Origin of the sequence: Curtobacterium sp. UNCCL17 (assembly GCF_000686685.1) — a bacterium.
GTDB classification, from domain to species: Bacteria; Actinomycetota; Actinomycetes; order Actinomycetales; family Microbacteriaceae; genus Curtobacterium; species Curtobacterium flaccumfaciens.
Genome location: NZ_JMLI01000022.1, coordinates 89,246 through 101,869, shown reverse-complemented (window position 1 = coordinate 101,869; position 12,624 = coordinate 89,246). Strand labels below are relative to the sequence as shown.

Here is a 12,624-nt window from a genome sequence, read left to right as displayed (position 1 = left end):
TCATCCTCGCACTGCCGTCCTCCGCTCGGGTGACGTGGGCGGCTGCCGGTGCGGCTAGCGTGGACGTGATGAAGTCCGGCCGCCGCTCAGTGCTCGCGCTCGTCGCCGCGGTCGTGGCGCTCGGCGCGATGGCGTCCTGCAGCACGGACCCGGTCGGCGACGAGAACGCGACGGTGACCGCGGACAGCATCATCTACCCGCTGTCGCTGCGGTACCACGGCATCGACGTGGTGGCCGACGTGCCCTACGGCACCGATCCGTTGCAGCGCCTCGACGTGTGCCTGCCGGCCGACAGCGACCCCGCGACGACGGCGACCCCCACCGCGACGCCGTCCGCCTCGGCCGCCGCCGACCCCGATGCCCCAGCGGTCGGGGCCGCCACCGGACGCCCGGCGGTCCTGATGATCCACGGCGGCAGCTGGTCGCACGGCGACAAGGCGACCGCCGCCTACCGGTCCGTGTGCAAGTACCTGGCGTCCGAGGGCTTCGTGACGTTCAACGTCGACTACCGGCTGGCGCCGACCGACCCGTTCCCGGCCGGGCTCGACGACGTCCGCCGTGCGCTCGACTACGTGTTCCGTCCGGCGACGCTCGAGACCTACGACGTCGACTCCCAGCGCGTGGGCGTGTTCGGCGGCAGCGCCGGCGGCAACCTCGCCGCGATGCTCGCCGTCACCGACCACGACTCCGCCGCGTACGCCGACGGCGACCGGATCCGTGCCGTGGTCGACCTGAGCGGGCCGACGAACCTGACCACCCGGTCCACCGAGCCCGACGGGGTGTCGGCGGCCTTCCAGCGCAAGCAGCTGCTCTACCTGGGGTGCCGGTCGTACGCCAGGTGCCCGGCGGCCACCAGGGCGTCGCCGGAGTTCCAGGTCACCTCGGACACCGCGCCGTTCTTCATCGGGCACTCCACCGACGAGTTCATCCCGATGTGGGAGTCGCAGGAGTTCGCCGCGACACTCCGGTCCCACGACGTCCCGGTGACGTTCGTGGCGGTCGAGGGCACGGCGCACTCGATCGCCCAGCTCGACGAGGCGATGAGCCGCCGCGTGGTCACGTTCCTGCGGACGCAGCTGGGCTGACCGCGCCGGCCGACCGGCTGATCGCCTGACCGCGCAGGGCGTCCGACCGGCCGGCCGCGAAGGGCGTCCGACCGCGTGCCCCGGGTGGGTGCCACCCGGAGTCGGGACTGCCGCTGCCGCGCCCCCGGCCCCAGACTTCGGGGGTGACCGACACCTCGACCCGCCCTGCCCGCGCCGCTGCGACCCGCTGGGACCGCCCGGCGCTGCAGACGTTCGGGGAGCTGCTGCTCGGGCTGTCGTTCGTCGCCGCGGTGTCGTTCGGTGGGTACGCCTCGGTCACCGGGCAGCTGGCCGTCGTGTCGCAGGGCGCCGCCGTGGTGTTCCTCGTGACGCTGACCCTGGTGCTCGTGTCGTGGTTCCGGGCGGTCGAGCGCGAGGAGCGGACCGAGCGCGTCGTCGTCTCGCCCCTCGCCGCCATCGACGCCGAGTACCGCCGCTAGACCGCTTCGCCCGGCTCCGTCTGCCGCGCGGCCCGCCGATCCGCGCGGCGCTCTCGAGCCCGCTCGACCACGAAGTACAGCGCCGGCAGCACCACGAGCGTCAGCAGCGTCGAGGACACCAGGCCACCGATCACGACCAGGGCCAGCGGCTGCGAGATGAAGCCGGACTTGCCGGTCAGCCCGATCGCCATCGGCAGCAGCGCGAAGATCGTCGCCATCGCCGTCATCAGGATCGGACGGAGGCGTCGTGTGGCGCCCTCGATCAACGCCTCGCGCACCCGCAACCCGCGCCGTCGGTACTGGTTGACGAGGTCGATGAGCACGATCGCGTTCGTCACGACGATGCCGACGAGCATGAGCAGACCGATCAGCGACGCGACGCCGATCGGGACGCCCGACGCGATCTGCAGCAGGATCGCGCCCGTCGCCGCGAACGGCACCGACACGAGCAGCAGCAGCGGCTGGAGCAGGCTCCGGAACGTCGCGACCATGATCACGTAGACGATCAGCACGGCGACCAGCACTGCGAGCCCGAGCTGCGAGAACGCCGACGACTGGCTGGCGGCGACGCCACCGATCGAAGCGGTCGCACCCTTCGGCAGGTCGAGCTCGTCGACGGCGGTCGTGACGGACTGCACGGCCGCACCGAGGTTCGTGGCGTCCGGCGTCACGGTGATCGTGGCGGTGCGGGCCGCGTTCGTCGTGGTGACGGTGGTCGGCCCCTCGGACTCCTCGACCCTGGCGACGTCGGACAGCGGGACCGTGCCCGTGCTCGTCGGCACGTCGAGGGCACGGAGTGCACCGATGGTGGTCGGCGGCTCCGGGTCGGCGATGTAGACGTCGAGCGTCGCGTCGTCGATCTCGATGCTGCCGGTGTCCCGCGGCGAGACCGCTGCGGCGACGAGGCCACCCACCTGGGTCTCGGTCAGGCCGAGTGACGCGGCCTTCTGGCGGTCGACCCGGACGGCGAGGAACGGCTCCGCGGCAGACAGGTTGCTCGTGGCGCCCGTGGTGTCCGGGACCGACTGCATGGTCTTCAGCACCTGGCGCGACGCGGTCTCGAGCTGCGCCTGGGTCGGCGCGGTGACGTCGACCTCGATGTCGCTGCTGCCGCCGAACCCGCCGCCGGAGGACGCGATGGTGACCTCGCCGACGTTCTCGATCGACCCGATCGCCTTCCGGGCGTCGGCCTGGATCGTCGGCTGGTCGGCCTCGGCGTCGGTCGTGACGGCGTACTGCACCGAGGCGCTGCCGCCACCGCCGAACGCCGCCTGGATCGACTGGCCGCTCGTGCCGATGGTGGTCTGCACGGTCTCGACGCCGTCGACGTCCTGCAGCGCGCGCTCGACCTTGCGGGCGGACTCGGACTGGACGGCGAGGCTGGAGCCGGCCTTCAGGTCCTGCGTGACCGTGAAGGTGTTCTGCCCCGAGTCGCCGAGGTAGTTCGTGGTGACGAACGGCAGCGTGGCGACCGTTCCGCCGAGCACGATCACGGCGAGCAGGATGACGACGACCGGCTTCCGGACGACCCACCGGAGCACCGGCAGGTAGACGCGGCGCAGACGGTCCGCGGTGCCGGCGTCGTGCAGGTCGGCGGCGGAGGCGAGCGCACCCTCGGAGCGATCGTGCTCGACGTCGGGAGCCGACGGCGCTACGACCGCTTCCGCTTCCGCGTCCGCTGCCGTCGTCGCGTCGCCCGGCTTCGCCTTCGGCGGGCGCAGCCACCAGTACGCGAGCACCGGGACGATGGTGAGCGAGACGAACAGCGACGCGACGAGCGCCAGGGTGACGGTCACGGCGAACGGACGGAACAGCTCCCCCACGAGTTCGGCGACGAAGGCGACCGGCAGGAACACCGCGACGGTCGTCAGCGTCGACGCGGTGACCGCACCGGCGACCTCGCGCACGGCGTCCCGCACAGCACGGCCGCGGTCGACGCCGGGGAGCATGTGCCGCTTGATGTTCTCGATGACGACGATGGAGTCGTCGACCACGCGGCCGATCGCGATCGTGAGGGCCGCCAGCGTGATGATGTTGAGCGTGTACCCGGCGGCGCGCATGCCGATCGCGGCGAGGAGCACCGACGTCGGGATCGAGATCGCGGTGACGAGCGTGGAGCGCCACGACAGCAGGAACACCAGGATGACGATCACCGCGAAGGCGAGCCCGAGCAGGCCTTCCTCGGCCAGGGAGTCGATGGACTGCTGGATGTAGGGCGCCTGGTCGAAGACGACGGTGAAACGGGGGTCGCCCTCGATCTTGTCCTCGATGCCGGGCAGGGCGTCGCGCACGGTCTTGGAGACGTCGACGGTGTTGGCTTCCTGCGTCTTCGTGATCGAGATCGTCAGGGCCTGCTGGCCGTCCACGCGGCTGATCGAGGTGCGCGGCGACTCCGTGATGGCGACCTTCGCGACGTCGCCCAACGTGGTGTCGGTGGGAGTGGCCGCGGTCGTGGACCCGCCCGTCGCGGTGTCACCGGTCGCCCCGGTGCCGGTCGTACCGGTGCCGGTCGTACCCGTGCCGGTTCCGGTCGTGCCGGTGCCGGTCGCACCCGTACCGGTGGCACCCGCAGCCGTGCCGTCACCGGACGGTGTCGTCCCGGCGGCACCGGCGGCACCCGACCCGGACCCGTCCGAGCCCGACGAGCCCGAAGAGCCCGAAGAACTCGACGAACTCGTGAGCGGCAGGGCGCGGATGTCCTCGAGCGAAGCGATCCGCTCGCCCGTCTGCACCGACAGGGTCGAGCCGTCCTCGGTGATGGTGCCGCCGGGGATCAGGGTGCCGTTGTCGTCGAGCGCGTCCGAGATCGCCGTCTGGGTCAGGCCGCGGGCGGCGAGTTCGTCCTGGTTCGGCGTGATGACGACCCGACGACCCGGGTTGCCGAAGACGTCCGCCTGCCGCACACCGTCGAGCTTCTCGAGGTCGGGGATCGCCGAGGCCTGCAGCCGGTCGACGAGCTGCTCCTGGTTGCCGGACGCCGAGACCGCGACCTGCAGCACCGGCAGGTCGTCGAAGGACCCGGTGACGATCTGCGTCTGCACCGAGTCGGGCAGCGACAGCGCGTTCACCGCGGTCTGGATCTTGTCCTCGGCGCTGGCCAGGTTCGATCCGTACTGGAACGACGCCGACACCACGCTCTGCCCGGTAGACGAGGTCGCACTGGTCGACTCGAGGTCCGGGACGACCTGGATCGCCTGCTCGATCTTGGTCGAGACGTCGTTCGACACGACCTCGGGCGTGGCTCCGGGGTAGGCGCTGACGATCGCGACCTGCGGGAACTCGACGCTGGGGATCAGCTCCTGCTTGAGGCTCGAGAGCGCGATGCCGCCGAAGACCGCGACCACGATCGTGACGAGCGCGATGAGGGCCCGGTTGCGCAGGCTGAAGACCGAGAGGAGGTGCACGTCATCGATCCTCGCAGGACCGACCGACGAACGCTCGGCTGGCAGCCAGAACCCGCCGTCGGATCAGGACCGAGGGGCCAGGACCCACCGACGGATCAGAACCCGCCGAGCACCAGGTACGCCCCGAGCACCGCGACCGTCCCGACGACCCCGGTGCCGAGCGCCACCACGCGCGCAACGGGTGAACGGGTGCCGAGGACCCCGATGCCGAGGAGCACCACGCCGACGACGATCTCGACGACCCAGGTCACGTGCCCGGTCGTCGCGGCGACCTGCAGCAGCCCGCGGATCCCCTCACCGACGAGCACCGCGGCCGTCACACCGAGCGCCCCCGCGCGCCACCGGGCGTCGCGGGACCGCACCGCCACGGCGACCGCCCCGGCCAGCAGCCCGGCCGGCACCCCGAGCAGCACCCACGGGTTCGTGATCGACAGCACGTCCGGGAACCCACGCAGGACCGTCGTGGCCCAGTAACCGACGTGCATGAGCTCGAGGAGCACGACGCCGAGCACCATCGCGAGCGGCAGGGCGACCCGGCCCGCTCGTGCTCCCGCCGCCAGGCACAGCAGCGCGGCGACGAGGAACCACGGTCCGGCCGAGTTCGACACGGAGGCGAGTGCGGGCACCGCCTGCCCGAACGACGTCAGGACGCCGGCAAGGGCCGCCCCGCTCAGCGCGATGGTGACCCGCACCACGGCGGGGACCGGCGCGGGCGGGTCGACGGGCGTCGGCACGGCGGAGCGGGTTCCGGCGGACAGGGTCGCGTTCATGGCTCCAGCCTCGCCGGACCCCACCGCCGCCGCATCACCCCGAGGAGCGACAACCCCCGACCCGGCCTCACCCCAGAGGATGACACCGAGCCCCGGCGCACGACACCGAGCCCCGGCGCACGACACCGAGCCCGGCGGACGACACCGTGCCCGGACGACGCACCGCTCAGACCACCGCCGCCAACGACCCCCGCACCCCCGCCGGCTCGCCACCGACCCGCTCCCACGCACGCGACAGCACGTCGACCAACCGTCCCCGGTCGGCCGGGGCCATCGTGAACGGCACCCGCAGGAACCGCTCGAACCCGCCGTCCGGCCCGAACACCCCGCCCGAGGCCAGCACCACGCCCTCGGCCCGGGCGGCGAGCACGAGCGCGCTCGACACCGGCCGCCCGAGCCCGACCCACGTCGTCAACCCGCCCGCCGGCGCCGGGACGTCCCACTCCGGGAGCCGCGCCCGGAGCGCCCCCACGACCGCGTCGCGACCTTCACGCAGGGACGCACGCCGCGCCTCCAGGACGGCCGCCGTGCGCGGGACCAGCTCGCGCACGACCAGCTGGTCGAGCACGGGGGTGCCGAGGTCGCCCGTCGGGCGGGCGAGCAGCAGCCGCTGCAGCAGCGCCGGGTCGGCACGGATCCAGCCGATCCGCAGCCCGCCCCAGAAGACCTTGGCGGCGGAACCGATCATCACGACCGACGCCCCCGTCGGGTCCGCCGCTGCCAACGGCGGCGACGGCGAGCCGTCGATGCGGAGCTCCCCCATCGTCTCGTCGGCGATGACGGTCGTGCCGACCGATGCCGCGACCGACAGCAGGAGCTGGCGGGTCGATGCGGACATGGTCGCACCGGTCGGGTTGTGGAGCTCGGGCATGACGTACGCGACGGAGGGCGCGGTCCGACGCAGCGTCGTCTCGAGCGCGGCGGCGTCCCACCCCGTCCGCGCATCGACGGGGACGCCGACCAGGCGGCCGCCGGCTTCGCGGAAGGCCTCGTGCGCGTGCGGGTAGGTCGGGGACTCGACGAGGACGGCGTCGCCACGGCGGACGAGCACCCGCGCGAGCAGGGCGATCGCGTGCTGCGCGCCGATGGTGACGATGACCTGGGCGGGCTCGGTCGGCAGCCCGCGCTCGGTGTAGCGCGCGGCGATCGCGGCGCGGAGGCCGGGGTCGCCGACGGTGTCGTAGCCGATGCCGGCGAGCGCGGCGGGCACGTGCCGGACCGCCCGCTCGACCGCCTCGTCGATGCCGGGGGCCGCGTGCAGGGCCGCCTTGCGCAGGTCGAGCAGGTCCCCCTCGACGACCCCGCCCAGGCGTTCGGGGTCGGGCCGGCCGACCAGGTCACGGGGCAGGTGGACCACGCTGCCGGAGCCACGGACGGACACCAGGAACCCGTCGGAGCGCAGGCGGGCGTAGGCGTTCGCGACGGTGGTGCGTGAGACGCCGAGGGCTGCGGCCAGGCCGCGCTCGGCCGGCAGCCGGACACCCTGGGCGACCCGCCCGTCGATGACGAGGACCCGGAGGGCATCGGCGAGCGCCTCGTAGGCCGGCGCGTCGGTGCTCGCGCGCCAGTCGGTCAGCAGGTGGGCGGCGGCGCGGGCACTGATCAGGACAGGGGGCACGGGTCCACGGTAGCGCGATTGGCTCTCGACCAGCAGGCCAATCTGTCGGGACGATGGCCACATGCCCCGCCGCACCGCTCTCACCCTGCGCTTCGTCCAGCTCTTCGTCGGACTGTTCCTCTACGGCGCCTCGACCGCACTGCAGGTCCGAGCGGTGGTCGGCGTGAGCTCGTGGACCGTGCTGACCCAGGGGCTCGAGAACGTCGTGCCGTGGTCGTTCGGCGTCATCACGGTCGTGTCGAGCGGCGTCATCCTGCTGCTGTGGATCCCGCTGCGTCAGAAGCCGGGCATCGGGACGCTGCTGAACGCCCTGGCGATCGGGCCGAGTGCGGACCTGGTGCTCTGGCTGGTGCCGGAGCCGTCGGGGATCGTCGCCCGGATCGGGCTGTTCGCCGCGGGACTCGTGCTGCTCGCGATCGCGACGGCGTTCTACATCGGTGCGGGGTTCGGCACCGGGGCGCGGGACGGCCTGATGGTCGGGTTGCACCAGCGGCTCGGCTGGCCGATCTGGCTCGCACGGACCCTGGTCGAGGTCACCGTGGTGATCGTCGGGTGGGTCCTCGGCGGGGACGTCGGTGCCGGCACCGTCATCGCGGCGTTCGCGATCGGCCCGATGGTCCAGCCGCTCATGCCGCACTTCCGCCGGTTCCCGTGGAGCCCCGAGCGCACGGCCGCAGCGCGGGACGTCACTGCACCCGCCGTCACACCCGCCCTGGAGGCCCGCCCCACCCCCGCCACGCCCGCTTCGTGAGCAGGAATGGTCGGGTCCACGGCGCCGACCCGACCATTCCTGCTCACGATCGCCCGAGCGATCGCCCGGCGCTCGCCCGACGATCGACCGGCGATCGCCCGGCGATCGCGTGCGACCCCTTGCGGCCATGGGGAACGCGATATAGCGTGACCTCCACAGACGCGATACATCGCGAGTTTCAGGAGGCAACATGGCGCAGGAGAAGTGGCTCGTCGACGAGCCCAAGGTCATCGACACCGGCATCGTGCGCACCGTGCGTGTCGGCCTCGTGGGCGGGCAGGTGGACGTCGTCGCACACGACGAACCCACGGCCCGGGTCGAGATCCACAGCGTGTCCGGCAAGCAGATGCTCATCGAGGTCGACGGCGACACCCTCACCGTCGACCACCCCCAGGTCCGGTGGGACGACCCCATCGGGTTCCTGAAGTCCTTCCGCGGCAAGGCCCACGCCGACGTCAGCATCCTGGTCCCCCGCGACGCCGGCATCACGCTCGGTGTCGTCTCGGCCGGTGCGCTGCTGTCCGGCACGAACCGCGGAGCCACCCTCAACACGGTGTCCGGTGACCTGGTCGTCGACGGTGTCGCGGGCGACGTCACGGTCAACGCCGTCTCGGGCGCGACCACGATCCGCGACCTCGACGGTGCGCTCGCGGTGCACACCGTCTCCGGCGACGTCGTGGCCACCGGCGAGATCCCGCGGTTCCAGGCCGACGGTGTCTCGGCCGACGTCGTGCTCGACCTGCACGGGGTCCCCGAGTCCGCCCGCGTCAACACGGTGTCCGGCTCGGTGAGCGTCCGCCTGGCGGACGGCGTCGCCTACAAGTGCACGGTGAACACCGCGACCGGCAAGCTGCAGTTCGACGACGCCGAGATCCGCGGAGTGCGCGGTTCGTACGTCAAGCAGGGCGGCGAACTGTCCGGCCAGTGGCTCGACCTGCGGGTGAACTCCGTCTCCGGCGACATCGCGGTGCTGCACGCCCCGCCGGTCGCCGAGCCGGCACCCCCGACGACACCGACCACCCCGTCGACCACCCCGACGAACGAGAGCGAGGTGCCCGAATGAGCCCCGTCTTCGCCCACGGCCACCTGCGCCTCTACCTGCTCGTCCTGCTGGCCGACCACCCGATGCACGGCTACGAGCTCATCCAGGCACTCGGCGACCGCTTCGGCGGCACCTACGTACCGAGCGCCGGCACCGTGTACCCCCGGCTCGCGAAGCTCGAGGACGACGGCCTGGTCACCAAGACCGCCGACGGCCGCAAGACCGTCTACGCGATCACGGACGCCGGCCGTGCCGAGCTCGCGGCGCGTGCCGACGAGATCGCCGCGGTCGAGTCCGGCGTGAGCGACTCGGTGAAGTCGTTGGCCGACGGCGTGCGCGCCTCGGTCGGCGAGGCCATGCGCTCGCTCCGTGCCGACCTGGCCGCCGCCGCCGAGAGCCCGGCGACAGGTTCCGCCGAGGAGCCCGTGTCCGTGCCGTCGGACAGCGCCCGCGCCCTGCGCGAGCTCGAGATGGCCCTGTCGTCGTTCCGGCAGCAGGTGCGTGCGGACCTGCGCCGCCGGGCGACCCGCGGCACGCTCGGTGCGGACACCGTGACGCGTCTGCGTGACGGTCTGGAGGCCCTGCGCAAGTCGCTCTGACGGCCGACGGCCGACAGGCGGTCGCGACCACGGGCCTCCCGGCCGCCGTCCGCACCGACTGTCGGCCCGCCGCGTGCGCGGGGCTGCCGGCACCTCAGGAACCCGGCAGCCGCGTCGGCGGGAAGCCGGCGAACGCGTCGGCCGCCGCCAGGTCCTCCCCGTGCTCGACGCGCGCCACGGTGGTGCGCACGGCCGCGAGCTGCCGGGCCAGGCGGTCTCGTTCGTGCTCGAGCCACGTCAGGTGTGCCGTGAGCGCGGCGACGTCGTCACCCTCGTCGTCGAGCCGTCGCGCGATCTCGGGAAGTCCGAGTCCGAGCCCGCGCAGCAGCAGGATGCGCTGCAGTCGGACCAGCGCTCGGTCGTCGTAGCGCCGGAGCCCACCGGCGCCGACGGCCGTGGCCGGCAGCAGTCCGACGGCCTCGTAGTGCCGGAGGGTCCGACTCGAGACACCGGCGGAACGCGCCACCTCGGTGATGACGTGGGGAGCTTTCGCAGCTGGGTCGTCCGGGCCTGTCGATGCGCTCATGCTGGTGACTGTAGTGCTTGACGCTGCGTCAACCGCACGGGGTGCACGGCCCCCAGGGTGGAGCACCAGTGGGCAGCCGGGAATATGCGGCAGGCGAACCGTGTTGACTCGCGCCCGGAACTGAGTAGGTTTGCCGCTCGTGACGAACGAGATCCGGTCGTTGAAAGCACGACTGATCGGGGATCCCCTCCCCTCTGAGAAGCTCGAAGGACAGCTCCTCCCGAAGCACCTGGCCCTGCCGATCTTCGCGAGTGACCCGCTGTCCTCTGTCGCGTACGCGCCGCAGGAACTCCTGATGATCCTGCTGCTCGGCGGCATGGCCTTCCTGACGTTCGCGCCGTGGGTCGCCGCACTCGTCGTGCTGCTGCTCGTGGTCGTCGTCGCCTCGTACCGACAACTCATCAAGGCGTACCCGTCGGGTGGTGGCGACTACGAGGTGGCGCACCGGAACCTCGGCGAGAAGGCCGGGCTCGTCGTCGCGAGCGCGCTGCTCGTCGACTACGTGATGACGGTGGCCGTGTCGGTCGCCTCCGGTGTCGACAACATCATCTCGGCGCTCCCGATGCTCGACCACTTCCGCGTCGAGCTCGCCCTGCTGTTCGTCGTGCTGCTCGCCGCCGCGAACCTGCGGGGTGTGCGGGAGTCGAGCAAGGCCTTCGCGATCCCGACCTACCTGTTCGTGGCGAGCGTCTTCGTGATGGTCGTCACCGGGCTCGTCCGGGTCGCCGCCGGCAACGCCCCGGTCGCCGAGTCCGCGGCGTACACGGTGCAGAACGTCGAGCACACCACGCAGGCGGCGTTCATCCTGCTGCTCCTCCGCGCCTTCGCCTCGGGCTGCTCGGCCCTGACCGGCGTCGAGGCCATCGCGAACGGCGTGCAGGCGTTCCGCCGTCCGAAGATCAAGAACGCGCAGGCCACCCTGGTCGCGATGGGCGGCATCGCGATCGTCCTGTTCATCGGGCTCATCACCCTGGCGTTGGTGTCGCACGTGCACTACGCCGAGCGTGCCTGCGACCTGCAGGGCTTCGCGAACTGCGCCACCACGCCGCAGCGCTCGCTCATCGCGCAGATCGCGGCCGCGACCTTCGGCAACAACTCGGTGCTGTTCTTCGTGATCCAGGCGACGACGGCCGCGGTCCTGCTCCTCGCGGCGAACACGGCCTTCAACGGGTTCCCGCTGCTCGGCTCGATCCTGGCGCGCGACTCGTACGCTCCGAAGGCGCTCTCGACCCGCGGCGACCGGCTCATCTACTCGAACGGCGTCATCGTCCTGGCCCTGGTCGCCGCGGCGCTGCTCGTGGTCTACCGGGCGAACGTCACGAGCCTCATCCAGCTCTACATCATCGGTGTCTTCGTGTCGTTCACGCTCGGACAGACGGGCATGGTCGTGCACTGGACACGACTGCTGCGGGCCGATCGGGACCGGGACGGGGCGCCCGCCGCCGACGGCGAGCCACCCGTGAACCGCGGGCAGGTCGTCCGCTCCCGGACGATCAACGCCATCGGTGCGACCTTCACCCTCGTGGTGCTCGTCATCGTCACGATCACGAAGTTCACCCACGGCGCCTGGCTCGTGTTCCTGATCATGCCGGTGCTGTACGTGCTCATGCTCGGCGTGAACCGCTACTACCGCGACGTCTCGCACGAGATCGAGGCCGACGTCGAGACGAAGTTCGGCGCCACCGGCGACCACGCGATCGTCCTGGTGAACAAGCTGCAGAAGCCCGTGCTCAAGGCGCTCGACTACGCGGTCGCCGCGGAGCACGCGAGCATCGAGGCGGTGCACGTCGCGATCGACGACGCCGAGTCCCAGCGCCTGCGCGACCAGTGGGCGGAGTACGGCATCCAGGTGCCGCTGACGATCGTGCCGAGCCCGTACCGCGACATCTCGATGCCCCTGATCAAGTACATCAAGGCACACCGGGCCGAGCACGGCTCCGAGGTCGTCACCGTCTACACCCCGATCTTCATCGTCGGGCACTGGTGGGAGGGTCTGCTCCACAACCACCGCGGCCGCCGCATCCGCAAGAAGCTGCTGCTCGTGCACGGCGTCACCGTGGCCCTGGTGCCGTGGCTGCTCGACTCGTCCGAGCTGCTCTACGGCCGCCGTTCCCGCCCGCTGCCCGGCCAGGAGCGCCGCGGCGAGCCCATCCGGCCCCCGCTCCGCCGCCCCGCGCAGCCCGGTTCGTCGGCCGAGGCCGCGGCCTCGGCTTCGGCTTCGGCTTCGGCCGAGGACCGCCTGCTCCGGTCCGCCGAGCGCAACAGCATCCAGCCGCGCCGCGCGACCCGTCCGGCCGGCCCCGCCGAGGGCATCGACCCCGCGCTCTGCACGGGAGAGATCCACGCCCTCGTGCCCTCGCCGCCGCGACGGGGAGCCGACGAGTCGTAG

At 72.2% G+C, this 12,624-nt stretch carries 10 protein-coding genes; 6 read left to right on the top strand and 4 right to left on the bottom strand.

Annotated features, from left to right (window positions below; all coding sequences use genetic code 11):
• Positions 1–68 precede the first annotated feature (68 nt).
• Together BR70_RS22110 and BR70_RS0104240 are read left to right on the top strand one after the other, a co-directional pair.
• Positions 69–1,085, top strand: coding sequence for an alpha/beta hydrolase (locus BR70_RS22110; protein WP_155896770.1), 1,017 nt, complete (start codon positions 69–71; stop codon positions 1,083–1,085).
• 143 nt (positions 1,086–1,228) lie between these two features.
• Complete coding sequence (locus tag BR70_RS0104240) at positions 1,229–1,525, top strand: hypothetical protein (RefSeq protein ID WP_027465048.1); 297 nt, start codon at positions 1,229–1,231, stop codon at positions 1,523–1,525.
• On the opposite strand, the gene BR70_RS19495 is transcribed toward BR70_RS0104240, so the two are convergent.
• From BR70_RS19495 to yczR, 3 genes are all read right to left on the bottom strand, one after another.
• On the bottom strand, positions 1,522–4,929 hold the full coding sequence (locus BR70_RS19495) for an efflux RND transporter permease subunit (RefSeq protein WP_231495641.1): 3,408 nt from the start codon (positions 4,927–4,929) through the stop codon (positions 1,522–1,524). The genes BR70_RS0104240 and BR70_RS19495 overlap by 4 nt on opposite strands.
• Positions 4,930–5,024: 95 nt before the next feature.
• The gene (locus tag BR70_RS0104230; protein ID WP_027465047.1) at positions 5,025–5,699 is read right to left on the bottom strand and encodes a DUF6518 family protein; all 675 of its coding nucleotides are present in this window, start codon (positions 5,697–5,699) and stop codon (positions 5,025–5,027) included.
• Between the two features lie 166 nt (positions 5,700–5,865).
• Positions 5,866–7,317 (bottom strand): MocR-like transcription factor YczR, encoded by a 1,452-nt coding sequence (gene yczR / locus BR70_RS0104225; protein WP_231495640.1) that lies wholly within the window; start codon positions 7,315–7,317, stop codon positions 5,866–5,868.
• 61 nt (positions 7,318–7,378) lie between these two features.
• Here yczR and yczE point away from each other — a divergent pair, with 61 nt between their 5' ends.
• From yczE to BR70_RS0104210, 3 genes are all read left to right on the top strand, one after another.
• Positions 7,379–8,068: a membrane protein YczE gene (gene yczE / locus BR70_RS19490; protein ID WP_081827243.1), complete on the top strand. Its 690-nt coding sequence runs from the start codon at positions 7,379–7,381 to the stop codon at positions 8,066–8,068.
• Positions 8,069–8,258: 190 nt separating this feature from the next.
• The gene (locus BR70_RS0104215; RefSeq protein WP_027465045.1) at positions 8,259–9,131 is read left to right on the top strand and encodes a DUF4097 family beta strand repeat-containing protein; all 873 of its coding nucleotides are present in this window, start codon (positions 8,259–8,261) and stop codon (positions 9,129–9,131) included.
• On the top strand, positions 9,128–9,709 hold the full coding sequence (locus BR70_RS0104210) for a PadR family transcriptional regulator (RefSeq protein WP_027465044.1): 582 nt from the start codon (positions 9,128–9,130) through the stop codon (positions 9,707–9,709). Before BR70_RS0104215 ends, BR70_RS0104210 begins: the two co-directional genes overlap by 4 nt.
• Before the next feature lie 94 nt (positions 9,710–9,803).
• On the opposite strand, the gene BR70_RS19485 is transcribed toward BR70_RS0104210, so the two are convergent.
• The gene (locus BR70_RS19485; protein WP_081827242.1) at positions 9,804–10,235 is read right to left on the bottom strand and encodes a MerR family transcriptional regulator; all 432 of its coding nucleotides are present in this window, start codon (positions 10,233–10,235) and stop codon (positions 9,804–9,806) included.
• Between the two features lie 130 nt (positions 10,236–10,365).
• On the opposite strand from BR70_RS19485, the gene BR70_RS0104200 reads away from it, so the two are divergent.
• Positions 10,366–12,624: an APC family permease gene (locus BR70_RS0104200; RefSeq protein WP_027465043.1), complete on the top strand. Its 2,259-nt coding sequence runs from the start codon at positions 10,366–10,368 to the stop codon at positions 12,622–12,624.